38 protein-coding genes are annotated in these 22484 nt (G+C 58.4%); 33 read left to right on the top strand and 5 right to left on the bottom strand.

Annotated elements, in window-relative coordinates:
- Positions 1 to 27 precede the first annotated feature (27 nt).
- From HU749_RS06765 to HU749_RS06775, 3 genes are all read right to left on the bottom strand, one after another.
- Positions 28 to 183 (bottom strand): hypothetical protein, encoded by a 156-nt coding sequence (locus tag HU749_RS06765; RefSeq protein ID WP_186651798.1) that lies wholly within the window; start codon positions 181 to 183, stop codon positions 28 to 30.
- A gap of 127 nt (positions 184 to 310) precedes the next feature.
- Complete coding sequence (locus HU749_RS06770; protein ID WP_186651796.1) at positions 311 to 628, bottom strand: response regulator transcription factor; 318 nt, start codon at positions 626 to 628, stop codon at positions 311 to 313.
- A 152-nt stretch (positions 629 to 780) separates the two neighbouring features.
- Positions 781 to 1530 (bottom strand): XRE family transcriptional regulator, encoded by a 750-nt coding sequence (locus tag HU749_RS06775; protein ID WP_186651794.1) that lies wholly within the window; start codon positions 1528 to 1530, stop codon positions 781 to 783.
- Positions 1531 to 1616: 86 nt separating this feature from the next.
- On the opposite strand from HU749_RS06775, the gene HU749_RS29455 reads away from it, so the two are divergent.
- The 14 genes from HU749_RS29455 (at position 1617) to HU749_RS06845 (ending at position 9487) form a co-directional block, all read left to right on the top strand.
- Positions 1617 to 1946, top strand: coding sequence for a transcriptional regulator (locus HU749_RS29455; RefSeq protein WP_186651793.1), 330 nt, complete (start codon positions 1617 to 1619; stop codon positions 1944 to 1946).
- A gap of 249 nt (positions 1947 to 2195) precedes the next feature.
- A complete protein-coding gene (locus HU749_RS06785) occupies positions 2196 to 2513 on the top strand; it encodes a DUF3077 domain-containing protein (protein ID WP_186651791.1) in 318 nt (105 codons plus the stop codon).
- Positions 2510 to 2803: a hypothetical protein gene (locus HU749_RS06790; protein ID WP_186651789.1), complete on the top strand. Its 294-nt coding sequence runs from the start codon at positions 2510 to 2512 to the stop codon at positions 2801 to 2803. The genes HU749_RS06785 and HU749_RS06790 overlap by 4 nt, the downstream gene beginning before the upstream one ends.
- Positions 2800 to 3534 carry a Rha family transcriptional regulator gene (locus HU749_RS06795; RefSeq protein WP_186651787.1) on the top strand — a complete coding sequence of 245 codons (735 nt, stop codon included), beginning with the start codon at positions 2800 to 2802 and terminating at the stop codon, positions 3532 to 3534. The genes HU749_RS06790 and HU749_RS06795 overlap by 4 nt, the downstream gene beginning before the upstream one ends.
- Positions 3531 to 4124, top strand: a complete 594-nt coding sequence (locus HU749_RS06800; RefSeq protein ID WP_186651785.1) for a hypothetical protein — start codon at positions 3531 to 3533, stop codon at positions 4122 to 4124. Before HU749_RS06795 ends, HU749_RS06800 begins: the two co-directional genes overlap by 4 nt.
- 8 nt (positions 4125 to 4132) lie before the next feature.
- Positions 4133 to 4357: a hypothetical protein gene (locus HU749_RS06805; RefSeq protein ID WP_186651783.1), complete on the top strand. Its 225-nt coding sequence runs from the start codon at positions 4133 to 4135 to the stop codon at positions 4355 to 4357.
- Positions 4354 to 5157 (top strand): helix-turn-helix domain-containing protein, encoded by an 804-nt coding sequence (locus HU749_RS06810; RefSeq protein ID WP_186651781.1) that lies wholly within the window; start codon positions 4354 to 4356, stop codon positions 5155 to 5157. Before HU749_RS06805 ends, HU749_RS06810 begins: the two co-directional genes overlap by 4 nt.
- Entirely contained in the window at positions 5141 to 5974 is an 834-nt protein-coding gene (locus HU749_RS06815) for an ATP-binding protein (RefSeq protein WP_186651779.1), read from the top strand. Before HU749_RS06810 ends, HU749_RS06815 begins: the two co-directional genes overlap by 17 nt.
- Complete coding sequence (locus HU749_RS06820; protein WP_186651777.1) at positions 5971 to 7347, top strand: replicative DNA helicase; 1377 nt, start codon at positions 5971 to 5973, stop codon at positions 7345 to 7347. The genes HU749_RS06815 and HU749_RS06820 overlap by 4 nt, the downstream gene beginning before the upstream one ends.
- On the top strand, positions 7340 to 7627 hold the full coding sequence (locus HU749_RS06825; RefSeq protein ID WP_186651775.1) for a hypothetical protein: 288 nt from the start codon (positions 7340 to 7342) through the stop codon (positions 7625 to 7627). The genes HU749_RS06820 and HU749_RS06825 overlap by 8 nt, the downstream gene beginning before the upstream one ends.
- Positions 7624 to 8007, top strand: a complete 384-nt coding sequence (locus HU749_RS06830; RefSeq protein ID WP_186651773.1) for an antiterminator Q family protein — start codon at positions 7624 to 7626, stop codon at positions 8005 to 8007. The genes HU749_RS06825 and HU749_RS06830 overlap by 4 nt, the downstream gene beginning before the upstream one ends.
- Before the next feature lie 169 nt (positions 8008 to 8176).
- Complete coding sequence (gene gvpU, locus HU749_RS06835; RefSeq protein WP_186651771.1) at positions 8177 to 8650, top strand: gas vesicle accessory protein GvpU; 474 nt, start codon at positions 8177 to 8179, stop codon at positions 8648 to 8650.
- Between the two features lie 127 nt (positions 8651 to 8777).
- Positions 8778 to 9149: a DUF3450 domain-containing protein gene (locus tag HU749_RS06840; protein WP_186651769.1), complete on the top strand. Its 372-nt coding sequence runs from the start codon at positions 8778 to 8780 to the stop codon at positions 9147 to 9149.
- Complete coding sequence (locus HU749_RS06845) at positions 9149 to 9487, top strand: hypothetical protein (RefSeq protein ID WP_186651767.1); 339 nt, start codon at positions 9149 to 9151, stop codon at positions 9485 to 9487. Before HU749_RS06840 ends, HU749_RS06845 begins: the two co-directional genes overlap by 1 nt.
- Before the next feature lie 78 nt (positions 9488 to 9565).
- Here HU749_RS06845 and HU749_RS06850 read toward each other — a convergent pair whose 3' ends face one another.
- Positions 9566 to 9769: a hypothetical protein gene (locus HU749_RS06850; protein WP_186651765.1), complete on the bottom strand. Its 204-nt coding sequence runs from the start codon at positions 9767 to 9769 to the stop codon at positions 9566 to 9568.
- Between the two features lie 92 nt (positions 9770 to 9861).
- On the opposite strand from HU749_RS06850, the gene HU749_RS06855 reads away from it, so the two are divergent.
- Positions 9862 to 10038 (top strand): hypothetical protein, encoded by a 177-nt coding sequence (locus tag HU749_RS06855; protein WP_186651763.1) that lies wholly within the window; start codon positions 9862 to 9864, stop codon positions 10036 to 10038.
- Positions 10039 to 10335: 297 nt separating this feature from the next.
- Here HU749_RS06855 and HU749_RS06860 read toward each other — a convergent pair whose 3' ends face one another.
- Positions 10336 to 10773 (bottom strand): hypothetical protein, encoded by a 438-nt coding sequence (locus HU749_RS06860; RefSeq protein WP_186651761.1) that lies wholly within the window; start codon positions 10771 to 10773, stop codon positions 10336 to 10338.
- Positions 10774 to 10873: 100 nt separating this feature from the next.
- Here HU749_RS06860 and HU749_RS06865 point away from each other — a divergent pair, with 100 nt between their 5' ends.
- From HU749_RS06865 to HU749_RS06950, 18 genes are all read left to right on the top strand, one after another.
- On the top strand, positions 10874 to 11059 hold the full coding sequence (locus HU749_RS06865; RefSeq protein WP_186651759.1) for a hypothetical protein: 186 nt from the start codon (positions 10874 to 10876) through the stop codon (positions 11057 to 11059).
- Entirely contained in the window at positions 11050 to 11424 is a 375-nt protein-coding gene (locus tag HU749_RS06870) for an HNH endonuclease (RefSeq protein ID WP_186651756.1), read from the top strand. Before HU749_RS06865 ends, HU749_RS06870 begins: the two co-directional genes overlap by 10 nt.
- Before the next feature lie 148 nt (positions 11425 to 11572).
- Positions 11573 to 12058, top strand: coding sequence for a phage terminase small subunit P27 family (locus HU749_RS06875; protein WP_186651754.1), 486 nt, complete (start codon positions 11573 to 11575; stop codon positions 12056 to 12058).
- Positions 12058 to 13785, top strand: a complete 1728-nt coding sequence (locus HU749_RS06880; RefSeq protein WP_186651752.1) for a terminase large subunit — start codon at positions 12058 to 12060, stop codon at positions 13783 to 13785. Before HU749_RS06875 ends, HU749_RS06880 begins: the two co-directional genes overlap by 1 nt.
- 11 nt (positions 13786 to 13796) lie before the next feature.
- Positions 13797 to 13961: a hypothetical protein gene (locus HU749_RS06885; RefSeq protein ID WP_186651750.1), complete on the top strand. Its 165-nt coding sequence runs from the start codon at positions 13797 to 13799 to the stop codon at positions 13959 to 13961.
- Positions 13954 to 15291 (top strand): phage portal protein, encoded by a 1338-nt coding sequence (locus HU749_RS06890; RefSeq protein ID WP_225919137.1) that lies wholly within the window; start codon positions 13954 to 13956, stop codon positions 15289 to 15291. The genes HU749_RS06885 and HU749_RS06890 overlap by 8 nt, the downstream gene beginning before the upstream one ends.
- The gene (locus tag HU749_RS06895; RefSeq protein WP_186651748.1) at positions 15288 to 15989 is read left to right on the top strand and encodes an HK97 family phage prohead protease; all 702 of its coding nucleotides are present in this window, start codon (positions 15288 to 15290) and stop codon (positions 15987 to 15989) included. The genes HU749_RS06890 and HU749_RS06895 overlap by 4 nt, the downstream gene beginning before the upstream one ends.
- Before the next feature lie 9 nt (positions 15990 to 15998).
- On the top strand, positions 15999 to 17258 hold the full coding sequence (locus HU749_RS06900) for a phage major capsid protein (RefSeq protein WP_186651746.1): 1260 nt from the start codon (positions 15999 to 16001) through the stop codon (positions 17256 to 17258).
- Between the two features lie 60 nt (positions 17259 to 17318).
- The gene (locus tag HU749_RS06905) at positions 17319 to 17540 is read left to right on the top strand and encodes a hypothetical protein (RefSeq protein ID WP_186651744.1); all 222 of its coding nucleotides are present in this window, start codon (positions 17319 to 17321) and stop codon (positions 17538 to 17540) included.
- A gap of 15 nt (positions 17541 to 17555) precedes the next feature.
- Positions 17556 to 18041: a head-tail connector protein gene (locus tag HU749_RS06910; protein ID WP_186651742.1), complete on the top strand. Its 486-nt coding sequence runs from the start codon at positions 17556 to 17558 to the stop codon at positions 18039 to 18041.
- On the top strand, positions 18041 to 18403 hold the full coding sequence (locus HU749_RS06915) for a phage head closure protein (RefSeq protein ID WP_186651740.1): 363 nt from the start codon (positions 18041 to 18043) through the stop codon (positions 18401 to 18403). Before HU749_RS06910 ends, HU749_RS06915 begins: the two co-directional genes overlap by 1 nt.
- Positions 18396 to 18917: a hypothetical protein gene (locus HU749_RS06920; RefSeq protein ID WP_186651739.1), complete on the top strand. Its 522-nt coding sequence runs from the start codon at positions 18396 to 18398 to the stop codon at positions 18915 to 18917. The genes HU749_RS06915 and HU749_RS06920 overlap by 8 nt, the downstream gene beginning before the upstream one ends.
- A 53-nt stretch (positions 18918 to 18970) precedes the next feature.
- Positions 18971 to 19369: a hypothetical protein gene (locus tag HU749_RS06925; RefSeq protein WP_186651737.1), complete on the top strand. Its 399-nt coding sequence runs from the start codon at positions 18971 to 18973 to the stop codon at positions 19367 to 19369.
- 59 nt (positions 19370 to 19428) lie between these two features.
- Entirely contained in the window at positions 19429 to 20019 is a 591-nt protein-coding gene (locus HU749_RS06930) for a phage tail terminator protein (RefSeq protein WP_186651735.1), read from the top strand.
- On the top strand, positions 20016 to 20222 hold the full coding sequence (locus tag HU749_RS06935) for a DUF2635 domain-containing protein (protein WP_186651733.1): 207 nt from the start codon (positions 20016 to 20018) through the stop codon (positions 20220 to 20222). The genes HU749_RS06930 and HU749_RS06935 overlap by 4 nt, the downstream gene beginning before the upstream one ends.
- Entirely contained in the window at positions 20222 to 21718 is a 1497-nt protein-coding gene (locus tag HU749_RS06940) for a phage tail sheath subtilisin-like domain-containing protein (RefSeq protein WP_186651731.1), read from the top strand. Before HU749_RS06935 ends, HU749_RS06940 begins: the two co-directional genes overlap by 1 nt.
- 60 nt (positions 21719 to 21778) lie before the next feature.
- Entirely contained in the window at positions 21779 to 22126 is a 348-nt protein-coding gene (locus tag HU749_RS06945) for a phage tail tube protein (protein WP_186651729.1), read from the top strand.
- Positions 22123 to 22419 (top strand): phage tail assembly protein, encoded by a 297-nt coding sequence (locus HU749_RS06950; protein WP_186651727.1) that lies wholly within the window; start codon positions 22123 to 22125, stop codon positions 22417 to 22419. The genes HU749_RS06945 and HU749_RS06950 overlap by 4 nt, the downstream gene beginning before the upstream one ends.
- Positions 22420 to 22484: the final 65 nt, after the last annotated feature.

Below are 22484 nucleotides of genomic sequence, written 5' to 3' on the forward strand. Positions count from 1 at the left end.
GCAGGTGGTGCAGATAAGCCACAGGACCTAGCCTGCAAAACCTGTGAGAACGGCGCCAGTGGAGACGCTGCTCATCATTTCCGGCGCGGCGAAGCCAAACCAGGCGACCGTGAGCGCGACGTAGACGAACATGAACATCAGCACCTCGAACAGGCGCATTGCCGATAAGCGTTTCTGTTTCATCACTTTCTCCAGGCCGAGCGAATCCCGGCCGCGTTGTTGGCATTCGCGAAAATAAGGGTTGGCTATTTAGCGTTCAGCAACGGCTGATCCACTGGGCTACGCCCGGCAGGAGGCGCACGCCGCTGGATCAGGCGATGAATACTCCCAAGTGCTTGTCTCCCTGGTGGCCCTCGCCTTGCGGGTCTGGAGTTACTGGCGCTGAGCTGGCGAAGCTGATCAATCCTAGGCGGAAGGCTTCCGCAATCATTGCCGTTCGGCTTGAGACGCGAAACTTGAAGAAGATTCGCTCTATCGTTTTTTTGGCCGTGCCTGGGGCGCAGCCAAAAGCTTTGGCTATTTCCTTTGTGCTGAGCCCTGCGCAAATGGCGAGGGCGGTACGCAGCTCCTGCTCAGCAAGGATGCCGATTTTTCCTTGCAGCTTCCCGAAATTAATAAGTGTGGGCATTCCTTTTATCCATCATGTGCGTTGTCGATGGCTAAAATATAAGTGTATTGATATTTCTGAGCAAGCAGTATCTTGATTTTTTTAACAGAAAACTGTTTTTTTAATCGGCAGGCGAAAAAAAGCCCGGCAGGCCGGGCTTTGGCGAGGGGAATCTACAGGAATGAGGCACCCCAAAATGCTCTTCCGATGATGGTGATTGATTTCTCTTCCATTTCCTTGGAGGTGTATGACTCCTCAGGGTGTTCCGCAGGGTTCATGCTGCGTAGCCTGATACCGCCCCCAGGAATTCGATACAAAAATTGCGTTCGCAATTGCCCGCTATGCCTGATGACATAGATTTTCCCGTCTTCAATGTCTGTGCTGCCTGTATCGACCGCGACGATGCTTCCGTTTTGCAGTACTGGAGACATGGCATTTCCGGACACTGAAACGCAAACCACTTCGCCGGTAGCCAGCGATTCGAGCATCCTCTTGCTGAAGCGGTAACTGATGTTGGATTTCTGGGAGCGGGCTATCCGCTCAGGGTCTGACCCTGGGTAGTAATCGCGAATTATGGGTACCAATACTGCTTCGTTTTCATTGCCATCATTTACTACTGCGATTGGCGAAATCGAGCTGCTTAAAAAGCCCAAGAGAGCAGAGTTCGGGGTTGAGGGTGGCGTTTCTTCAAGGTCAATTTCAAAAGACCCTTCCGCAGGCTTCATCTCCCCCTCGCCGAGAGCTAGCCATTTGCTACTCACTTCGCACGCATAGGCGATTTCAGCTATGTACGTGCTTCGCTGTGCCTTGCCGCTTTCCAGCTGGCTGATGGCGGTTTGAGCCACTCCAACGAGCTGGGCCAGCTGTTGTTGGGTAAGGCCTGCGTGCTTTCTGGCTGCTTTGATTCTTTCTGATAGGTTCATCCGCTCATCCTATAAATGAACTTATAGTGTTGCAAATAAGTGTTCTTCTGTGCAGTCTATAAAAAGACTTATCAGAGGCCGGCTTCGTGGCTCATAAAATCAACGAACTAATCAGATATTTTGGCAGTCAGGCAATGACCGGCAGAGCTCTGGGTGTTTCCCAGGCAACCGTCTCTTACTGGTTATCGGGGGCTCAGAAAGTGAGTCCGGAAAAAGCCTTTCTTGCCGAGCTTGCGACCGGCGGCACGATAAAGGCTTCCTCGCTGTGCAGTCTCCTTGCCCAAGTTGAAGCTCGCCACAAGTTAAGTGAATCATCCTCCGATTTGCTCGGCTCAGCACCTGGGCTGGATGGCTCTGTATGCGCATCCAGTACTGCCAGCAATACGAAACTCGACCCTCCTGAGGCCCTCGCTTAATGGGTATCTTCCGGACCTGCACGTTTCCTGTGAAAAAGGAAGGCCCTCGCCAGGGCCTGTTCAGCGACTTCCAATGGTTGGCTTTTGGCTGCCCAATGAAAAGGAACCCGACATGAGCCAGCGCATCCCATCCCAGTTTTTGCTGTCCGGCTGACTTTCTTCCGGGCAACAAAAAGCCCGCTTCGCAGGCGGGCTTCTTAACCGGACCCTTCGCAGGGGTCTTCGTACTTCTTCGTTCTGGAGAACGATATGTCTCAACCGAAAAATACCACCGGACCTAACCGGATGCAACACCAACTGCTCACTGAGGCTACTGACTTCGAAACCGTGGCTGGCGAAAACCGCCAACCTTTCGGCGTGAATGCCGGAATTCCCGTCGGGGAAGCGATGAATATGGCGACCGGCTTGCTTGGCGCTCTTCAGCATATCGCGACGATGTGCATCGATCGCAATCCCGATGTCAACGACGCAGTAGCAATCCGTTTTCTTGCCATGGCGAGCCAGGCTTTGATCACCGCATCAGTATTGAGCGTCGAGCTGTGCGAAGGCCAAGGCGGTGCTCAGTGATGACCTCAAAACCTACCGTTAAAAACGTCGCTGACGAAGCAGAGTTTCAACTGGTTTGCGCTCGGGAGAACCTTCAATGGCTCGCTGCATTGGCCAGGGCAATTGCTCGTGAAGCCGGGGGCGATGATCGCGACACGAAAGTGCTGGTTGGCCTCGTCAACTATCTGGATGACACCGGTTTTTCTGGGGTCGATCAAGCAATCGAACACTTCAAGGCAGCGTCCCTCGAGTACGCGACAAAAAACGCGCACGACACAAGCGTGTCGCGACATTCGGAGGCTGCCCAATGACCATCACTCCATTCAGTGGCGGTGATGCGGTCACCATGTCCTCCCAAGAGATTGCCGATCTTGTCACCGTCCGCCATGACAGCGTGAAGCGCACGATTGAGCGCCTTGCGGAGAAGGGCGCGATTCAACTTCCACCATTGGCGGAAGTTAAAAATCACCTTGGTCAGACTGTTTCCGTGTTCCAAGTGTGCAAGCGTGACAGCTTCGTGGTGGTCGCTCAGCTCAGCCCTGAGTTCACGGCCGCGTTGGTTGACCGGTGGCAGGCTCTGGAAGAGCAGGCTTCCCGTCCCATGACCCAGGCCGAGATCACCGCTGCCAACGCGAACCACCTTGTGGCCGTCGAGCGCCAGCAGCGGGAGCAGCAGTTCGCGCTGGAGCGGATCGAAACCCGGGTAGCCAATGTTGAACAGGTGCGTTACCTGGACTCCAGGCCAGCGGGCTTCGAGTCAATGACCTCGATCCGCGAGCGCATCAACTTGCGTTTGGGGCTTCCCCAATGGGTCATCAACGCTGTCATGCGCGACATCCCGGGCGCGCCCCTGCCATTCGCCATGGTGCGCAGCAAGCACGCCGACGACGGCGCCCAGCCATACGCGATCTGGCCCAAGGCCGACATCACCCGTCGCTTCGATCGGTTCGCCGCCGAGTGCACCTTCGTCACGCCTGAGCGCGCGACCCATCCCGATATTCAGCAAAGCCGCTTCAAGCTGTGCCAGAGGAGACCCGCATGAAGAACGTACTGAATCTCCCCCAGCCGGCGCAGATCGTGGAGCACATTGATGAGGACCACTTCGAGAAATATCCCGATGCTGCCCTGCTGTTGAAGTGCTTCGAGGTCGTCAAGGACGCCCTGGACGTGATCGACGAGCCTGAATATTCCATTGAGAAGGAGGATGACACGCACATTGATCTGTATCGCGCCTACTACGCACTCAAGGTGCTGTTCAGGCGCAGGACCGGTCACGATGCGAGGCAAGTCGCACAAGATCACCAAGAGGCAATGACCCGTCACCTGCTGGCGGGTGAGCCGCGCCCTGAAAACAAAATCCCCGTCGTCGTGTACCCGGCCGAGTGCTTGCCTGAGGAAGCGTTTGCCGGCCTGACCGATCAACAGCTGGCTTGCGCGGCGTTCAACTACAGCGATCGCGTTCGACTCCTGATCATGGAACACACCCCGCAGGCTCTGGCGTTGGACGAGGCTCGCACGTTCTCCATTGACTCAACTACAGCACTACGGTTGCTGGTCTTGCGTCTGTCTGGCGGCTCAGTAGAAGCCATGGCCACCGGGATGTGCCGCAAGCCAGGGGAGACGCTGCAATGACGACTCCCATGGAATCAACTACCGGAATTCCGGTAGTTACTCCCGCCACCGGTTCGGTAATCGTCGGCCCCTGGCCAAGCTATACGGCGTTCGCTGATCTGCCGGAGCAGAAGCGCTGGATGATGTACAGCGGCGCCAAGGCACATCGCGAGATGCTGGAGCAGGCGGGCTTCGTCATGTCTGAGGCTTACGACGACTTCGTGCGCCGCGTTACTCGGGAGTTGGACATATGAGTGTTCAAGCTATGTCCTGGGCGCTTACCCAGCAGGTTGTCACCGATTCGCACACACGGCATGTGCTGTTGTGCCTGGCCAACTATGCCGACCAGTCCGGTCGTGCTGCATTCCCTGCCGTTTCGAGCCTTGCGCTTGATACCGGCCTGGCACCCCGCACCGTTCAATATCGGCTCCGTGAGTTGGAGTCGAGTGGGTTGATAAAGCGCGGAAATCAAGCTGTTGCCGCCGCCTACATCACCCAGCGGGATCGCGTCCCTGTCTGCTACGACCTAGACCTTTCACGGGGTGCACAGGATGCACCCCGCTCCGAACGGGGTGCACCTGAAGACGCAACGGGGTGCACGCCAGAACAGAACGGGGTGCACGCCACGACCGAACGGGGTGCACCGGGTGCACCCAATCCATCCCTTAACCACCCATTAACCATCCTTAACCAAAAAGAAGGCGCCAAGGCACCTCAGAAGGTCGGAAAGGGGAAGGCTCAAAAGTTCGATCCACTGACTGCCAAGCCAGCCAACGCATCCGACAACGCCTGGGCCGACTTCTGTGAAATGCGAAAGGCGAAGCGGGCACCTTTGACCCTGAGAGCCTGTGAGCTGATCGCCAAGAAGCTGGCCAACCATCCGGACCCTGATGCCGTCCTGGATAAGTCCACCACCAGCAGCTGGTCGGACATCTACCCGGATTCGGTTTTGCCTGGTGCTGGCGTCAAAAACGGCAAAGCACCGGCCTACACCAACCTGCCAGAACACACCGAAGACATGTACCAAGGAGGCGGCAATGGTCCAGCGTTCTAATTTCCGCCGGCAGCCCGAGATTCGATCGTTCAATGGCAGCTGCCCACACCACCCTGAAGTGGTGTCGCGAAGCGAGGTCCAGCAGTTCGATGGAACGATGCAGGTCCGCGCTTGCAAAAATTGCCAGTTCCACGGGCTCCGGGTTGCGCCGGCGGGGAGCGAGGAGCATTCCCTGGCACTGGCTAACCTCAAAGCCGAAAACATCAACATCGCGCTTATAGGCTCCGGCATCACTCCGCGGTTTGCAGCCAGCTCGTTCGACAACTACCGGGCGAGTTCGCCAGCCATGAGTCAGGCCTTGGAGTTGTGCCAGAGCTACGCGGACAACTTCGGCGAGCATTATCGCGCCGGTCGCAACCTGCTGCTGACCGGGAACGTAGGCACCGGAAAGACGCACCTGGCCTGCAGTATCGTCCAGCAGCTCATTCGCCGGGAGAACGCCGTGGCGGTGATCACCACTGCTGCCGAGATCATCCGGGTGTTCAAGCGCTCAATGGCTCGAGACTCTGGCTATACCGAGGGCGACGTGATCGATGAGCTGGCGAGCTTTGACCTGCTGGCGATTGACGAGGTGGGCGCCCAGGCCGGCACCCAGTACGAACTGACGGTCCTGCATGAGGTGATCGACCGCCGGTATCAATTGGTCAGGCCCACCGTGGTGGTTTCTAACCTGCCTGCCAAATCGAAGCAGGACGCCGAAGGAAAGCATGCCCCGAGCCTGGAGCAGTACATCGGCGCCCGGGCGCTCGATCGGCTCCGGGAAAACGGTGCATTCCTGGCCGGCTTCAGCTGGGCGTCGGCAAGGGGGCGCCCATGAGCGACTATCGAGAGCTTTACAGCGACGAGGCAGAACACGCTCTTCTCGGTGCCCTGATGTTGGACGGTGATCTATTCGACTCGATAACCGCCAGCGTCACAGTCGCTGACTTCCATGATCCGGAAAACGCAGCGCTGTTCCGGCTGATGGTTGACCTGCATGCAACCGGCGCACCGGTGGACCCGGTCACGCTTCACGATTTCAGGCCATATCTGCCCAGTGGCGCGTCGACCATTGCCTATGCAGGGGAATTGGCGAAGAACACGCCCAGCACCGCCAACTGGAAGGCATATGCCCGAACGGTGGCAGAGAGAGCGGTTCTCCGTCGCTTGGTTGAAGCGGCCGACGCCGTGCGAGAGTCGGCCAGCGAGAACAAGCCGGTGGCGGAGATCATCGCCAGCGCCCAGCAAGCCATGGCGGATCTTCGCGATCTGGACACTGGCGAGCCAGATTACAAGCGTATGGACGAGGTGGTGACTCGAAACATCGACATCATCGACTCCAAATTCAACAAAACCTTGAAGACCGGTCTTTCCACCGGCCTGACGGACCTGGACAAACTGATCCGCGGCCTGCGCAAGAAGACCGTAACCATCGTCGCCGGCCTGCCAGGGAGCGGCAAGACCACGCTCGGCCTGCAAATCGCCCAGCACATTGCCTGTACCGGTCTTGGTGTGGGCATGGTTTTCTCGCTTGAGATGCCGGAGGAGGAGTTGGGAAACCGCGCGCTAGCCTCCCTCGGTAGCGTCGATCTGCAAGTACTGGACAACGGCCAACTGCAGGATGAGGACTGGCCCCGCCTGACCTCTGCCGTGAGCCTGATCATGGATAAGCCGCTGTATGTCAGCGACAAGTCAGGGCTGACCGTGGCGCGGATTCGGAGCATCTGCCGTCAGGTCAAGCGCAGGCACGGCCTCGACGTGGTTGTGATCGATTATATCGGCTTGATCGGTTCCGACGGGAAGGCCTTCAACCGCACCTCGGAGCTGGGAAAGATCTCGACAGGCATCGTGAATATCGCCAAGGAACTGGATGTGCCGGTGATCCTGCTGGCGCAGCTCAACCGCGACTCCACAAAGCGTCCTGGGAAAAAACCGATCGCCTCGGACCTGCGCGAATCCGGACAGATCGAGGCGGACGCCCACTGCATCATCCTGGTTCACCGGGACAACGATTCGGAGGAGGGCCAAAACGGCGTCACTGAGCTGCTCATGCCCAAATGCAGGCACGCCCCGGTAGGTTCGTGCCTTGTGCAACAGCAGGGCAAGTTCGCCCGCTTCGTCAACTTTGCAGGCCGCGAGCCCACGCAGGAGGAGGTCGAAGCAAATCGCCCCTTCGCTGGCCGCATCAAGGGGAGAGCAAATCATGAGTAACGTCAAAGCGGTACTGCCGCGCAAAGCCATGAGCGATATCGAGTGCCAGTTTTTGAAAATCGCCGGCGAAGAGTTGGCGAAGGTCAAAATGGGCGGCCCGGCCGCGCTGGCGGCTCTTTTGGACATGGTCGCCAGTTGGCACTCGAGCCGGTTGCAGATCGGTTTTCATGATTACGGCCAGCGCTGGCTTCTGGAAGGCAATGCGAAGAAGACCGCGGCTGACCGCTTGCTTCGAGATCTGTTCGGCCTGAGTGACCCTGACCCGAGGAAAGCAGCATGATGATTCGAAAGCCGTTGCAGCGCCCCCTGGGCGATACCGAGTACATGCTGGAACAGTGGGGCTGGTGGCGCATGGATGGAATGGGTATTCCCAGCTACGCCTCGCCGATGATGGCGATCATGCGGGAGGTGATGCCGGCTACCACCAAGTCCTATGTCATCACGGACGAACTGGCGGGCGTGGTCGATGGCGCGGTGGCCAGGTTGTGCAAGCGCGATCAGCAGATGGGCGACATGATCTGGCTGTACTACGGCGCGAAGTGGGCGGCAGTGCGAGTCGGACGCCAATACGGCATGAGCGAAGGCAAGGCCAGGGAGCTGATCAAGGCCGGCGTTGCCTGGGTGGATTGCGTCTTGGAGCGGGTGAGGGAGGCAGCTTGAAAAAAGAGTTGTCCATATGGAATAGCTCTGTTTTCATAGCACCGTGTTCAGCTTTTCAAGCGCGACACCACAGAGAAAGCCCGGCCATTGCGCTGGGCTTTTTCGTTGCGCAAATAGAACCCTCGGAGTATAGGTGGCGCTCGACATAAGAAGGCTGGGAGCCATGAAGATGAGTGAGAATACCGAGGGGTTGGAGGCTGTTGAAGAGTTAAGAGAAGACCTGAACGACCTTGTGATTCTAAAAGGATCTTGGGAGGGGCGCAGGATAGATGACACGCTTCAAAGTATTGTGCACATTGCTAATGATTTCGGTATCGAAGCATCCATCAGCCTCACAATTGGTGGGAGTTTAGTTACCGGTATTCTGATTTCAGTAAATACCTATTTTGATCAGGTAATCGCTGGGTTTGCTGGCGCAGCTGAAGGCGGAGCTAACTCTGGTGTCGATACCATGACACAGTTGTTGACCGCCAGACGGCCCCCAGGAGGCAGTCCAGTGCCCTCCCAATATCTGCACTTAAAGGACGCAAAGATTTACAACGGTGGGAGCGTCCCAATCCCAGGAGACGGCACGCTTTGGCGAGGAAAAATCTCATCGGTGGATGGCTTTTTCTTCGGCATCGTGAGATCGATCGGTAAGTAGACGCTCAGCAGAGCGCCTGAATAAAAAACCGAAAAATAAACTTCAATAGCCTCAGTTGATGCTGGGGCTTTTTCGTTTCCGGGAATTAGCCAAGGCCACCTCAGGCCATTTTCATTTTGGAGTAGCGATGGACCCTACCGACCTCGGCCCAGGCACAGCTACCTGGCTGGGCGGTACTGGCACCGTATTGCTGGGCGGCTTTCTCTGGTTGAGGAAATTCCTTTCCAAGGACGCGACTGACCGGGCGATGGATAACGCCGACATCGGCACCGTCCGCCGGCTAAATGAGCTGCTCGATACCGAGCGTGCCAGGGCCAACGCGGCTGAAGCCAGAGCCGACCAATTCGCCAAAGAGCGCAACGAGCTCGCCGCCGCGGTTGGCCGGATGGAAGGGAAGGTCGAGGCCCTCACCAGCCAGATCGCCCAACTCACTGACAAGGTGACCACCCAGAGCGCTGAGATTGCGCGCTTGCGGGCCCAGTTGGGAGGCATCAACTAATGGACAGATGCGCAATGGAATTCATCGCCCGCCGATGGTGGCGCCGCGCCGAAATCTGGATCATCGCGATCCTGCTGGTAGCGGGCGGATCCGTCTTGGGCTTCCAGGCTGCTCAGTGGTCAATGGCCAGCTGGTATTCCGCCCAGGTCGCCGAGGTGCGCCGCGGGTATGACGAGGCCACCAAACAGCGCGACATGCGGCTGAACAAGCTGGCCAAGAGCGCGACCGAGGCCGCCGTCAAAGTGGAAGGTGCCGCAGGCAAGGCAACTGAGGCAGCAGAGACTGCCGGAAAAGCCGCCGACAAGGTCACCGAGGCGCTGGAACGGCAGGGCCCGTAAATCGCGTCACATTTCGCGCATTCGGAAATTGTGTCGCGATATGGGAGTTGCGCCGCCGATGAGCGCGGCGCGGGTGGGTCACTTAACTTTCAGCGCTTCCTGGATCTGATCGGCGTAAGCGGAAAGGTTGTGGAATTCACGAGAAAGGCCCGTGGCATCCGCACCTGACGCTTTTGCTGCGATTACTTCCAAAGCGGCAGCTACGGCATGAGCTCGATTAGTCTTTGGATCGAGGCCGGCATTAGCAGCATTCAGGGTCGAAGCATTTAGTGTTGCTGACATGTTGACTTCCTTGCTCGTGGTGGATTGATTCGTACCAATACCGGCAACCCGCCACTATTTCAAGTACTGCCCAAGCGAGGCATCTAAACCCAATGAGCACGGTAAGCGCCGAGTACTACCAGATCAAGGGCATGGTCAGCGACATGACCCCCGAGGAGCAGGCAGAGGTTGCCCGGGTTGAGGCCCTGGTGGTGGAGCTTGCCAAGACCTCTCAAGCAGCTGCGCTCGGTGTGATCCTCGCCTCGATCAAGCTTTCGCTGGAGCAGTGACCATGCGCCTCGGTTACAGCAACCCGGTTTGCAGAGGTGATTGGCGTCTTGGCACTGCCTGCGGCAAGTGCGCTCGCTGCGTTATCACCAAGCCCGCACAACCGGCACCGCCACCCATGCGCACACCAATGCCCGCATCGATCATCCCGACCACTAGCTCAATGCTGGTGGTGCCGGTGTTCCTTGCTGGTGTAGCGGTAGGCGCCAAGATGACAGGAGGCTGGTAGTGGCTAATACCTCACCGTGGCATCACCTGTACAAGACCAAAGAGTGGTACAGGCTCCGTTGGGACAGCGTTTAGATACGTCCCGTTGAGGCGTAGCAAGCCCTCAGCGATTGGTGATAATCGTTCATTACGCGAATAGAGCGCTCGATTTCCTGAGCGGGGTGGTTATTGTTTTCCTCATAGATGATGTCGTTGCGTATGCGATCAATATCACCCTTAAGAGGTTGGCAGCGGTCGTTCTCCAGTTCCGCTACTCGCGATTGAGCCGATCTAAGAGCCTCACCTCTGACGTCATAGGCTTTACTCCATTTTTCAATACTTGCAACTAATTGGTCATTTGCCTCTTTGTAGTCCGCAACACGTTGGACAAGAGTCCCGTTCGCAGCCTCCTGCTTGCCATAACTAACCGCAGCAACGACTACGCCGCTGATGACGGAGAAAAGCAGTGAGAAAAAAGTGACGGTTAACCAGGAAGGGGCCGGAGCCTGTAGGTGAGCTGTTTGAGTCATGGATTCCTGCCGTGGAAGTGATTTTGCCGAGGAGTTTAAAGCATGTGTAAAGGCTGCGCCGCCCGGCGCGAATGGATCATTAAGATGAAGAGGCTTGCATATGAGCGAGCAGCCCAGCTCCTTGGAAAGCCTGCTGACCCAGGTACTGGCCGAGCAGGTCAAGCAGACCGCACTGCTGCAACGGATGGCCGACCAACAGTTGATGTTGATCCAGGCAATGGCCGATGAGCCAGAAGATCCAGATGCACTGCCACTGACTTACATGGATGGCTCGCCATGCCTCTAAGGCCAAAGAAGCCGTGCAACGCCCAGGGTTGCAACACGCTGACGCGCAACGCCAGGTACTGCGACGAGCATGCTCACCTGTTGACGAGTGCTGCGCGAGCCAAGCCTCGGGAGAGCAGCACACAGCGCCTCTACACGTACAAGTGGCAGAAGGCGAGCAAGGGCTTCCTCGCCCGCTACCCGCTGTGTGCTGAGCATGAGCGCCAGGGCGAGGTGGTTGCTGCCACAGAGGTCGACCACATCGTGCCCCACAAGGGTGATGCGACGATCTTCTGGAACCGAAACAACTGGCAGTCGCTGTGCCATAGCTGCCACAGCCGCAAGACGGCCCGTGAGGATGGCGGCTGGGGCAACCCGAGGCGCTGACCATGCAGAATGCCCGGAAATGGCCTAAATAAGAGAAATTCACATCCATGGGGAGGGGGAGGGCCAAAAGTCCAGGGCTTTTGCCTTCTAGACCGTCCGCCCAGCCTTTCTTTCACGACCGCGAAATTAAAAAATCAGGAGTTGCGCGATGGGGGGCACCGCCACGGTCGCCGGCCGTGGTCGCAAACCCAAGCCAACGGCCAAAAAAGCACTCGCCGGAAATCCCGGCAAGCGTGCGCTGAACACGGATGAGCCGCAGTTTTCCACGGTCACGAACATCGATCCGCCGGACTGGCTGAGTGATCGGGCGGCCACGATGTGGCGCATGTTGATCCCCGAATTGCTCCGTGAGCACGTCGTCGCGCTCACCGATCTACACAACGTCGAGGCGTTTTGCACCGCCTATGACAAGTGGCGGATGGCTGAAGAGGCCGTCCAGCAGTTCGGGATTGTTGTTGAGTCTGCCCAGGGCAGCCCCATGAAGAATCCGGCGCTCACAGCTGCGAACGAATCGATGCGCCAATTGGTGACGTTTGGTTCGTTACTCGGCCTTGATCCCTCCAGCCGGACCCGAATCATCGGCGGAAACAAGCAACGATCCACCAATGAGTTCGCCAAATTACTGAGTAGCTGATGGCCAAGACCGCCCACCCCAACGTCGACAAGGCGATGGCTTGGGCAAGAACCGTTTTGAAAGGCAAGTTTCCGGCTTGCCGGTACATCCACCAATCTATCCAGCGACACTTTGACGATGTTGCCGCCAGCCGGCTCAAGTCGTTTCCGTACAAGTTCGACCCGAAGAAAGCCGAGAAAAAGCTCAAGCTGATGCAGCTTTTGCCGCACACCAAAGGTGAATGGGCGTTCAAGCGGCAGCTCATCACGCTGGAGCCGTGGCAGTTGTTCGGCCTGGCGTGCACCTTTGGGTGGGTAAAGAAGAAGGGCGGCTACCGACGGTTTCGGGAAAGCTACTGGGAAGTTCCCCGGAAGAATGGGAAAAGCGTAATTGCTGCAGGTGTTGGCATCGGCATGTTCGTGGCCGACAACGAGTTTGGCGCCGAAGTCTATTCCGGTGCGACCACCGAGAAACAAGCCTGGGAGGTTTTCCGCCCGGCGCGCTTAATGGTCATGCGATCGCCGATGTTGATCGAGGCGGCCGGCATCGAGGTGAACGCCTCGAACATGAACATTCCCTCGGATTGCAGTCGTTTCGAACCATTGATCGGCAACCCGGGCGACGGTGCGTCCCCATCCTGCGCAATCATCGACGAGTTTCACGAGCACGACAGCGCCGCCCAATACGACACGATGTTGACCGGGATGGGTTCCCGTAGGCAGCCGCTGATGTTCATCATCACCACCGCCGGCGCGAACATCGAAGGCCCTTGCTACGACAAACGTCGCCAAGTCCTGGAAATGCTTAACGGCACGGTGCCCGACCCTGAGTTGTTCGGCTACATCTGGACCCTGGATGAAGGCGACGATTGGACCGACCCGAAGAACCTTGCCAAGGCCAACCCATGCATGGGCGTCTCGGTGTTCCAGGAGTACCTGGAAAGCCAGTTGGCCCGCGCAATCCGCTCGGCCAGATTTACCAACACGTTCAAAACCAAGCACCTCAACCTGTGGGTGAGTGCAAAGGCGGGATTCTTCAACGTCGAAACTTGGCGGTCCTGTGAAGACAAGACGCTGACTCTGGAGATGTTCGAAGGGCAGGAATGCATCCTGGGCTTCGACCTGGCCCGCAAGCTTGATATGAACTCGATGGCGCGCTTGTTCTGGCGGGTCATCGACGGCAAAACGCACTATTACTCGATCGCCCCGAAGTTCTGGGTCCCCGAGGATACAGCCAACGACACCGACAACAGGCGGATGGCTGAGCGGTTCCAGGCCTGGATCAACACCGGGCACCTGCTCACGACCGACGGCGCCGAGGTGGACTACCGCGAGATTCTCGCCGAGGCCAAAGAGGCGAATCATCTGGCGCCTGTCCGGGAATGCCCGATCGACCCCCACGGGGCAACTGGGCTTTCCCATGACCTTGATGACGAAGGGCTCAACCCCGTCACCATCACCCAGAACTACACCAACATGAGCGACCCGATGAAGGAGTTGGAAGCGGCGATTACCGCTGGCCGGTTCCATCACGACGGTAACCCGATCATGACTTGGTGCATCGCCAACGTCATTGGCAAGTTTCTGCCGGGTAACGACGATGTGGTCAGGCCCATCAAGCAAGGCGATGACAACAAAATTGACGGCGCCGTGGCGTTGATCATGGCGATCGGCAGGGTGCTCACTTTGGCCGGCAACAACGAAGGCAACATCAGCGACTTTTTCTCAAGCCCAATTATCGTTGGATAACAGGAATACCCATGAATACAGGCCTCCTCATATTTCTGCTGGCGGCCGTGGCCGGGTTCTGCTTGATGGTCGGCGGGGTTTTTGTTCTGGCCGGTCTGGGGTGGTCCCTTATCGCAGGCGGTTTGGCATTCCTGCTCGCCGCCGGCTTCATTCGCAAGGGGCTGACCAGTGAATAAACCCCTCAAGTCCGTGCTTCGCCAGGCGCTGTTTAAGTCGGCTGAGCCTGGAATAGTGAAGTCATCGCTTGCAGGCTGGGTGGGTCGACGAATCGGTCTTGGCGATGCTGCCTTCTGGAACGGTTACTACGGTACCGACTCTGCATCAGGAAAAACTGTTAGCCAGCAAACCGCGCTGCAGCTGTCCACGGTTTGGGCATGCGTTCGGCTCATTGCTGAAACCTTGGCGACGCTGCCGATTGCGCTCTATGAAGACAAGAATGGTGTGCCACAGGTTGCCACCTCGCACCCCGTACACCGAGTGATCAGCCAGCAGCCGAACGCCGACCAAACCCCTGTTGAATTCTGGGAATGCGTGGTGGCGAGCTTATTGCTCAGCGGCAACAGTTTTAATGAGCCTCATCTGGTGGGACGCGACCTGTCTTCGCTGGAGTTTATTCTCCCGCAGTCGGTTTCGCCGCCTCGGCGCACAAGCAGTGGCGCAATCGAATACCGGTTTATCGATAGCGAGGGCAAGCCTCATACGCTGATCGATGAGCAAATGATGCACACGCGGGGGTTCGGGACTGACCCCATGTGCGGGTTGAGCCCGCTTGCCATGGGCCGAAATGTATTCGGGGCTGCGATGGCTGCCGATGAGTCGGCGAGCAAGATGTTCGCCAACGGAATGAAACTCGGCGGCGTTCTATCGACCGACCAAATCCTCAACAAAGCCCAGCGGGAGGACATTCGCGAAGACATGGCGGCCAAGTTCGCCGGCGCGGTGAACACCGGCAAGACGATGGTGCTCGAAGCGGGCATGAAATATCAGCAGGTGTCCATGACGCCCGAAGATGCCCAAATGCTACAAACCCGAGCCTTCAACGTCGAAGAGATCTGCCGGTGGTTCCGTGTTCCGCCCTGGATGGTCGGACACACTTCGAACAGCACCAGTTGGGGAACGGGGATGGAGCAGCAGATGCTCGGTTTTCTGAGTTTCACGCTGCTGCCTTGGATGAAGCGCATCGAGCAAAGCATCAATCGTCGCCTGTTGCGCCCTGATGAGCGCCGCCGGTTCTACGCAAAGTTCAACCCGGAAGGCTTGCTTCGCGCTGATAGCGCGGCTCGCGCAGCCTTCTATAGCTCCATGACCCAGAACGGTATCTACACCCGCGACGAGTGCCGGATCAAAGAGAACCTCGCACCTCAAGGCGGCAACGCCGCTCAGCTCACGGTCCAGTCAAACATGTTGCCAATCGACAAGCTCGGCGGTGATGCCGGTGATGCGCAGCGAGCGCGCTCGGCACTCTTGGATTGGCTCAACGATAAACCCAAGGGGAACCAGGAATGAAACTTAAGGACCAGTCCCTGGCGGTGAAGTACCGCTCATTTGACTACGACGTGAAGGCTGTCAGCGATGACGGCCTTTTTTCTGGCTACGGTTCCGTGTTTGGCGTGATCGACAGCTACAACGAAGTGGTTGCCCCGGGAGCGTTTCTGGAGTCCATCGCGGATCTAAAGGCGAAGGCTCGGTCGCTGCCGGTTTTGTGGCAGCACCGAACCGCCGAACCCATTGGTTCGTGGTCAATGGACACCCTGAAAGAGGACGCCAAAGGCCTGTTCGGTGATGGCGAACTCTGGCTGGCTGACGCGCCTTATGCGCGTATCGCCATGCGAGGCATGAAGTCCCGATCGATTACCGGGCTGTCCATCGGCTACTACGTGCGTGAGTCCAGCTTCGACGAGAAGACGCGGATCCGGACCCTGACCAAGCTCGACCTGGTCGAGATTTCCATTGTGACTGTACCGGCCAACGACGAGGCCCGAACCGACACCATTAAGTCGAAGCTAGCCCACGGCGGCCTACCTTCACTTCCTGAATTTGAGCTGCTCCTGCGCGAGGCAGGCTTCTCGAAAACTCAGTCTGCGGTGATTGCCAATCGCGGACTGCAGCATCTGCTCCGGAGCGAGTCCGCGGGCGACCTGGCAGCAATTGGAGTCGTCGAGGCGCTTAAGTCTCGTCCCGCACTCTCCCTTCCTTCGTTTTGAGGATCCACCATGCATAATGCCATGAGCAACCAGGCTCGCGCCGAAGACCGTCAGATGCACCGAAAGGAGCATGCCGACGACAAGGTCCAGCTGAAAGCGGTCAATGATCTGCTTGATCAGCGCGACCAAGAGATCAAAGCGTTTGCCGAAAAAGCGAACAAAGAAATCAAAGAGCACGGCACCATTCTGGCCGACACCAAGAACGTCCTGGATGGCTTGGTCAAAGATGGATTGGGCCTGCAAGACCGTTTGCAGGAAATCGAGCAAAAGATGGCGCGCCGCTTCGCGGCGAATGATCCGACTGAGCAGAAGTCCGTCGGCGAACAGATGTCCGAATCGGACGACTACCAGGCTCTGACCACAAAAGGTCGCGGTATTGCTCGCCTGAATCTGAAGGCCGTTACCAATATCACCAGCGCCACCACTGGCACTGGTGGCGTGGGTGTCGGTATTCAGCCGACTCGCGTTGCAGGGATCATCACGGACCCTGAGCGTCAGTTCACAATCCGTGACCTGATCATGCCAGGTCGCACTTCCTCGAACGCAGTTGAGTTCGTTCAGGAAACCGGCTTCCAGAACATGGCCGCGCCGCAGGCTGGTGAAGGTGCTGCGAAAGCGCAGTCGGATCTGTCGTTCGGCATGGTCACCACCACCGTCAAAACCATCGCTCATTGGTTCCGGGCTTCGAAACAGGTGCTGTCGGACATTCCGCTCCTGCAAAGCTACATCAACGGCCGAGCGATCTACGGCCTGAAGTACAAGGAAGAGGAGCAGATCCTGGCGGGCGATGGCACTGGCCAGAACCTGCTGGGCCTGATCCCGCAAGCCACCGCATTCAACGATGCCCTGCGCAAAGCCGGCGACACCAAAATCGACACCCTGCGCCGTGCCATTCTGCAGGTGCGTGTCGCTGAATACCGCGCCTCGGCCATCGCCCTTAACCCGGTGGATTGGGCGGACATCGAACTGACCAAGGACAGCACCGGTTCTTACATCTGGGTCAACGTGCAGGAAGGCGGCGTTCAGCGCCTGTGGAAGCTGCCGGTGGTGGACAGCAACGCGGTCCCTGAAGGCGAGTTCCTGGTAGGCGCGATGAACATCGCGGCCCAGGTGTTTGACCGTGAAGATGCCGCTGTTGAGGTCTCGACCGAAGACGGCGACAACTTCCGCACCAACATGGTCACCATCCGCGCCGAGGAGCGCCTGGCTCTGGCGGTGTACCGTCCTGAATCGTTCGTGCACGGCGAGTTCGAAGACCCTACGCCGTAATCGCAATTCTCTTCCTCTCACTGATCAGGAGCGCGCCCGGGCGACTGGGCGCGATTTGCCATGCCAGAGATTCAACTGACAACCAAAAAGGGATTCCTCGATGGGCATGTTTATGCCAAGCGTGGGTCCACGATCACCGCTGACGAATTCCGGGCGGCTGAGCTTCACCGGCTTGGACTCGTCGAGGATTACGGCGAAAAAGCGGCGGCTGAGCCAGAAAACAAGAAAGCGCCCGAGCCAAAAAATAAGGCCGCTGGGAAAACCAATCCACCGAAGACCTGAACGAGCTGACCAGACATGAGCGTCATTGATATCGAACTGGCGATGAAGCACCTTCGGGCTGAATCCGAGGATGTCGAAGACGTTCAGTCGAAGCTTGATAGTGCTGAAAGTGCTGCCCAGAAGTTTCTGCAGCGGCGTTTCTATGCTGACGCCGCCGCTTTGAACGCTGCGCTCGCCACGGTACCGGCTGCGCGTCTAGCTGCCCGCACGGCATACGAAGCGGCAGTGACGACGGCAGAAGCCGTTGAAAACTGGGATGACCGCTGCGCAGCTCTTACCGATGCACAGTTCGTGTTTTCCGAGGCATTGCGAAATTGCACCGCTGTGGCCCGCGGGATGGTCATAAACAAATCCATCGTCGCGGCTTGCCTGCTTACCCTCGGCCACCTTTGGGCAAACCGGGAAGATGCTGTGACAGGAATCAATACCTCTTCTGTCACGGAGCTACCCCACGGCTCTCGCTCTTTATTGCAGCCCGACAGAGTTTCGATGGGGGTTTAATGGCGTACAGGGAACCGGGAGCTGGCGAGCTCAATAAGCACGTAACGCTTCGCCGTCGCGATGATGTGCCCGCGGCTGACATGGGGCTGGATTCGCTTTTTTCGGAGCTGAACCCTCGTTGGGCGAAGATTGAACCGGTCGGCTCTGCCATCTATACGGACAGCGCGCAAACCGATAACAAAATCACTCACCGCGTGTTCCTGCGGTACCGGACAGGGATCACGACCGCTTATGAAGTGGTTCATCAAGGGGTTCTATATCGGGTAAAGCGAGGATTCGATATGAACGGTCGGGGCAGATTTGTCGTGCTTGAGGTCGAAGAACTCGGTTTGTTGAAGGCTGGCGGGGGTATCTATGTCTAACTCCGCCTCGATCGACGGTTACCTACACGTCGAGGCCTTCGACAACTTCGAGCGTGATGCCTTCGACAAGCGAAAGATCCGGGCCGGCATGCGTAAGGTCGGCCTGCTGATCACCCAGCGCGCGCAGATGAACCTGGTGCTGGGGAAAGGCCAGGACGGCTATCCGGTGAACAGAACCGGGGCAACAGTCGAGTCGGTGACCTTCAAGGTTTCCCGCTCGGGCTTCCTGGTGCGGATATCCCCCACAAAAACCTCGGCCATGGAAGAGTTCTACCCGGCCTACCTGCACTACGGCGTCAAGCAAGGGCGCAGGCCCGGCAAGCTTGCGCCGGGTAAGGGTAAGGGCAGGAAGAACAGGCGCGCCGCCGGTGTTCGGGCTCGTCTGGTTGCGGAGCGCGCTGCTGGCGAATGGCGGATTAAGCCCCGCGACAACTACATGGCCGATGCCCTGCAGGATTCGGCTTCGCAAGTTCAATTGATTCTCTCGGCTGCGTTCGCCGCCGCACTTGGGTGACTGGGTAGATTGCTTTCGGGTAGGCTCGAGGCTTTGCATACATGGAGTTACCTATGAAAGCATCGATATCATCGCTTGTTTGCTTGGCTCTTATGGGGCTCGCGGTGCAAAGCCACGCGGCTGAGTCGCCCCAGGAAGCGCCGAGTTCTGTGATTGATCGGTTAACGCTCATCTACCTTGACCACAAAATCTATCCCGCTGGCGCAGTTGAGTGTGAGCCCAAAGTTGTGGGCGCTCGGTCGATGATTGGATGTTCGAACGTAACCCTTAACGGCACAAGCATGCCGCATCTCTGGCTTTACGAGTCGGGAAAAATCAAGTCGATCAACGGGAAGGCCCGTCAACTTGCCGAAGGCACATTTGCAAATGAGCCTGAAATATCAGTTATGCCGCTCCCTCTGCCGGCGGATATTGACGTCGGTGCAACATTGAGTGCTTTTACCAAGGGCTGATTAATTAGCGTCACAAAAACCTCGCAAAAGCGGGGTTTTTTTACGCCTGGAATTCACGAATGAAACTGAACCCCATCGTTGCCCATCTGCGGCAGACGTGCCCAACCTTTGCCGGTCGAGTTTCCGGCGGCATTGACTGGGATGCCGTTGTTGACAGTGCCCAGCTTGCGTTACCGGCTGCTTACGTCATCGCCACGGCGGATGCGGCAGAGCCGAGCAAAGCGCAGAACATGGTGCTTCAGGCCGTCACCGACCAGTTCAACGTGGTGATTGTCCTGGCGACCTCCGATGAGCGTGGGCAAGACGATAACGACCTGTTGCATGACATCCGGGCCGAGCTGTGGCGCTCACTGGTTGGCTGGGAGCCTGGGCCGGAATACACCCGCATCGAATACGGCAAGGGCGCGCTGCTGCACATCAGCCGGGCTCGCGTCGTTTATCAGTTCACCTTCTTTTCGGAGTTCCAGCTTGGCCGAAACCGGGCGAGCGACCCGCCGGAGACCTGGCAGGAATACGAGCTGGACGGCCTGCCGGGCTTCACCGGCGCAAATATCAAAATGGACTGCATCGACCCAGCAGACCCGAACCTGAAACGACCCGGCCCGGACGGGCGCATCGAAGCGCAATTCACTGGAGAGGTAACACCATGACCAATCGCATTACTGTGGTGCCGGCCTCTGGCCGTTCTGTGCCCGACCCGGAGGCCGGCGATCTGTTGCCGAAGGAAGGCCGCGAGGTTCCGAACAACGCATGGTGGCGCCGCCGTCAGGCCGATGGCGACGTAACCCTGAAAGCCGACAAGGCCCCATCCACCAAAGCCGGCGCGCCGGCGAAAGCTGAGGAAACGCAATAATGGCTATCGGATTTAGCAACATCCCGGCTGATATCCGTGTGCCGCTGTTCTACGCGGAGATGGATAACTCGGCGGCGAACAGCGCATCGTCGGCCATGCGCCGGCTGATCGTCGGTCAGGTCAACGACAACGCGACCAGCGAAAGTATCGGCCAGTTGGTCCTGGTGTCCAGCGTGGCGCTGGCGAAGGAGATCGGCGGCCAGGGTTCCATGCTCGCCGCGATGTACGAAACCTGGCGCAAGGTCGATCCCATCGGCGAAATCTGGTGCCTGCCGTTGCAGAACGACACCGGCGCCGTGGCGACGTCGACCGTCACCATCACGGGCGCTGCTACCGAGGCCGGCCTGCTGAATCTGTACGTCGGTGGCATCCGGGTTCAGTCGGTTGTGCCTTCCGCAGCAACCCCAACGGTAGCCGCTGCTACCCTGGCGGTGAAGATCAACGCAACGCCAGACCTGCCTGTCACGGCTGCAGCGGTTGCCGGTGTGGTGACGTTGTCCTGCAAATGGACTGGCGAAAGCGGTAACGACATCTCCATCGCCATGAACCGCCTGGGCAAGTCCAACGGCGAAATGACCCCGGCAGGCCTGACCGTCGTCACCACGGCAATGACCGATGGTGTCGGCGTGCCGGATCAGGTGGACGCCGCGGCCGCCCTGGGCGATGAGCCGTTCGAGTTCATCTGTATGCCATGGTCCGACACGACCAGCCTGAATGTCTGGAAGGACACGATGGACGACAACACCGGTCGCTGGTCCTGGGCCAAGCAGCTGTTCGGCCATGTCTACAGTGCCAAGCGCGGCACCATCGGTACCTTGGTGGCGGCAGGCCAGGCGCGCAACGACCAACACGTCACCATCCAAGCCGTCGAGATGGCCGTTCCGCAGCCGGTGTGGGTGCAGGCGGCCGCATTGGCTGGGCGCACGGCCGTGTTCATCTCGGCGGATGCCAGCCGGCCCACCCAGAGCGGTAGCCTGCCGGGCCTGGACCCAGCTCCGGCCAGCGAGCGGTTCACCCTGACCGAGCGTCAGTCGTTGCTGACCTACGGCATCGCCACGGCGTATTACGAGGGCGGTTACGTGCGCATTCAGCGCTCGATCACCACCTACCAGCAGAACCCCTACGGCCAGGCGGACAACTCCTATCTGGACAGCGAGACCATGCACCAATCGGCGTTCATCATCCGCCGGATGCGCAGCGTGATCACCAGCAAATACGGTCGCCACAAGCTGGCGAGCGACGGCACCGCGTTCGGCGCCGGCCAGCCGATCGTCACCCCGGCGGTTATCCGTGGTGAGCTAATCGCGCAGTACGCCAAGCTTGAGCTGGAAGGGCATGTGGAAAATGCCGAGCTGTTCGCGCAGCACCTGGTAGTGGAGCGTGACACGCAGGACCCGAGCCGGGTCAATGTGCTGTTCCCGCCGGATTACATCAACGGCCTGCGCGTCTTTGCGCTGCTCAACCAGTTCCGCCTGCAATACGACGAAGCGGCGTAACCCCGACCCACGACACCCAGCCCGCCCTGTGCGGGCTTTTTCATTCTGGAGACACAGACCATGGGTCAAAAAGTAGCGGGCACCGTTTACGTCAAAGTGGACGGCGAACAGCTGATCATCACTGGCGGTGCTGAAGCCCCGTTGATGGATGTGAAACGAGAAACGATTTACCCGGGCTATTACAAGGAAGAGGCACTGGCCCCGTATCTGAAGGTGACGGCGGTGCACACGCCAAACTTCCCTATCAAGGCCCTCACCACAGGTCGCGACATGACCGCCACCTGCGAGTTCAGCAACGGATCGGTCTACGTGCTGGCCGGCGCTTACCTTGTGGATGAGCCGTCGTCAAAAGGCGATGACGGCACCATTGAACTGCAATTCGACGGCATCAAAGGGAGCTGGCAATGAGTAGCGCTCACACACTTCAGGTTGCGATCGAGGCCCACGGCGAGCCGATGACCGAGCTCAAACTGCGCCGGCCCACCGTGCAGGAAGTCCGGACGATCAAGGCGCTGCCGTACAAGATCGACAAAAACGAGGAGGTCAGCCTGGACATGGATGTCGCCGCGAAATACATCGCGGTCTGCGCCGGGATCCCGCCGTCGTCGGTGAACCAGTTGGACCTGTCCGATCTGAACGCCCTGAGCTGGATGGTCGCCGGTTTTTTCATGAGTGCGGCGTCGCAGCCATCGGCGACTTGATTGCAGCCGCCTATGACCTGGCCTGGTTCTGGAAGGTTGACCCCGAACAGATGATGGCCAGGCCA

It is taken from the genome of Pseudomonas ogarae (genome assembly GCF_014268695.2).
Classification (GTDB): domain Bacteria; phylum Pseudomonadota; class Gammaproteobacteria; order Pseudomonadales; family Pseudomonadaceae; genus Aquipseudomonas; species Aquipseudomonas kilonensis.

What these genes read in the sequence shown, in the direction of transcription:
- HU749_RS06925 (WP_186651737.1), top strand. Translation starts at nt 18,971, where the DNA reads ATGAAAGCATCGATATCATCGCTTGTTTGCTTGGCTCTTATGGGGCTC.
- HU749_RS06915 (WP_186651740.1), top strand. Translation starts at nt 18,041, where the DNA reads ATGGCGTACAGGGAACCGGGAGCTGGCGAGCTCAATAAGCACGTAACG.
- HU749_RS06810 (WP_186651781.1), top strand. Translation starts at nt 4,354, where the DNA reads ATGAGTGTTCAAGCTATGTCCTGGGCGCTTACCCAGCAGGTTGTCACC.
- HU749_RS06850 (WP_186651765.1), bottom strand. Translation starts at nt 9,769, where the DNA reads ATGTCAGCAACACTAAATGCTTCGACCCTGAATGCTGCTAATGCCGGC.
- HU749_RS06795 (WP_186651787.1), top strand. Translation starts at nt 2,800, where the DNA reads ATGACCATCACTCCATTCAGTGGCGGTGATGCGGTCACCATGTCCTCC.
- HU749_RS06800 (WP_186651785.1), top strand. Translation starts at nt 3,531, where the DNA reads ATGAAGAACGTACTGAATCTCCCCCAGCCGGCGCAGATCGTGGAGCAC.
- HU749_RS06840 (WP_186651769.1), top strand. Translation starts at nt 8,778, where the DNA reads ATGGACCCTACCGACCTCGGCCCAGGCACAGCTACCTGGCTGGGCGGT.
- HU749_RS06930 (WP_186651735.1), top strand. Translation starts at nt 19,429, where the DNA reads ATGAAACTGAACCCCATCGTTGCCCATCTGCGGCAGACGTGCCCAACC.
- HU749_RS06825 (WP_186651775.1), top strand. Translation starts at nt 7,340, where the DNA reads ATGAGTAACGTCAAAGCGGTACTGCCGCGCAAAGCCATGAGCGATATC.
- HU749_RS06940 (WP_186651731.1), top strand. Translation starts at nt 20,222, where the DNA reads ATGGCTATCGGATTTAGCAACATCCCGGCTGATATCCGTGTGCCGCTG.
- HU749_RS06905 (WP_186651744.1), top strand. Translation starts at nt 17,319, where the DNA reads ATGCCAGAGATTCAACTGACAACCAAAAAGGGATTCCTCGATGGGCAT.
- HU749_RS06785 (WP_186651791.1), top strand. Translation starts at nt 2,196, where the DNA reads ATGTCTCAACCGAAAAATACCACCGGACCTAACCGGATGCAACACCAA.
- HU749_RS06815 (WP_186651779.1), top strand. Translation starts at nt 5,141, where the DNA reads ATGGTCCAGCGTTCTAATTTCCGCCGGCAGCCCGAGATTCGATCGTTC.
- HU749_RS06860 (WP_186651761.1), bottom strand. Translation starts at nt 10,773, where the DNA reads ATGACTCAAACAGCTCACCTACAGGCTCCGGCCCCTTCCTGGTTAACC.
- HU749_RS06770 (WP_186651796.1), bottom strand. Translation starts at nt 628, where the DNA reads ATGCCCACACTTATTAATTTCGGGAAGCTGCAAGGAAAAATCGGCATC.
- HU749_RS06820 (WP_186651777.1), top strand. Translation starts at nt 5,971, where the DNA reads ATGAGCGACTATCGAGAGCTTTACAGCGACGAGGCAGAACACGCTCTT.
- HU749_RS06775 (WP_186651794.1), bottom strand. Translation starts at nt 1,530, where the DNA reads ATGAACCTATCAGAAAGAATCAAAGCAGCCAGAAAGCACGCAGGCCTT.
- HU749_RS06950 (WP_186651727.1), top strand. Translation starts at nt 22,123, where the DNA reads ATGAGTAGCGCTCACACACTTCAGGTTGCGATCGAGGCCCACGGCGAG.
- gvpU (WP_186651771.1), top strand. Translation starts at nt 8,177, where the DNA reads ATGAGTGAGAATACCGAGGGGTTGGAGGCTGTTGAAGAGTTAAGAGAA.
- HU749_RS06895 (WP_186651748.1), top strand. Translation starts at nt 15,288, where the DNA reads ATGAAACTTAAGGACCAGTCCCTGGCGGTGAAGTACCGCTCATTTGAC.
- HU749_RS06920 (WP_186651739.1), top strand. Translation starts at nt 18,396, where the DNA reads ATGTCTAACTCCGCCTCGATCGACGGTTACCTACACGTCGAGGCCTTC.
- HU749_RS06855 (WP_186651763.1), top strand. Translation starts at nt 9,862, where the DNA reads ATGAGCACGGTAAGCGCCGAGTACTACCAGATCAAGGGCATGGTCAGC.
- HU749_RS06870 (WP_186651756.1), top strand. Translation starts at nt 11,050, where the DNA reads ATGCCTCTAAGGCCAAAGAAGCCGTGCAACGCCCAGGGTTGCAACACG.
- HU749_RS06880 (WP_186651752.1), top strand. Translation starts at nt 12,058, where the DNA reads ATGGCCAAGACCGCCCACCCCAACGTCGACAAGGCGATGGCTTGGGCA.
- HU749_RS06865 (WP_186651759.1), top strand. Translation starts at nt 10,874, where the DNA reads ATGAGCGAGCAGCCCAGCTCCTTGGAAAGCCTGCTGACCCAGGTACTG.
- HU749_RS06945 (WP_186651729.1), top strand. Translation starts at nt 21,779, where the DNA reads ATGGGTCAAAAAGTAGCGGGCACCGTTTACGTCAAAGTGGACGGCGAA.
- HU749_RS06765 (WP_186651798.1), bottom strand. Translation starts at nt 183, where the DNA reads ATGAAACAGAAACGCTTATCGGCAATGCGCCTGTTCGAGGTGCTGATG.
- HU749_RS06935 (WP_186651733.1), top strand. Translation starts at nt 20,016, where the DNA reads ATGACCAATCGCATTACTGTGGTGCCGGCCTCTGGCCGTTCTGTGCCC.
- HU749_RS06910 (WP_186651742.1), top strand. Translation starts at nt 17,556, where the DNA reads ATGAGCGTCATTGATATCGAACTGGCGATGAAGCACCTTCGGGCTGAA.
- HU749_RS06885 (WP_186651750.1), top strand. Translation starts at nt 13,797, where the DNA reads ATGAATACAGGCCTCCTCATATTTCTGCTGGCGGCCGTGGCCGGGTTC.
- HU749_RS06900 (WP_186651746.1), top strand. Translation starts at nt 15,999, where the DNA reads ATGCATAATGCCATGAGCAACCAGGCTCGCGCCGAAGACCGTCAGATG.
- HU749_RS06830 (WP_186651773.1), top strand. Translation starts at nt 7,624, where the DNA reads ATGATGATTCGAAAGCCGTTGCAGCGCCCCCTGGGCGATACCGAGTAC.
- HU749_RS06805 (WP_186651783.1), top strand. Translation starts at nt 4,133, where the DNA reads ATGGAATCAACTACCGGAATTCCGGTAGTTACTCCCGCCACCGGTTCG.
- HU749_RS06875 (WP_186651754.1), top strand. Translation starts at nt 11,573, where the DNA reads ATGGGGGGCACCGCCACGGTCGCCGGCCGTGGTCGCAAACCCAAGCCA.
- HU749_RS06845 (WP_186651767.1), top strand. Translation starts at nt 9,149, where the DNA reads ATGGACAGATGCGCAATGGAATTCATCGCCCGCCGATGGTGGCGCCGC.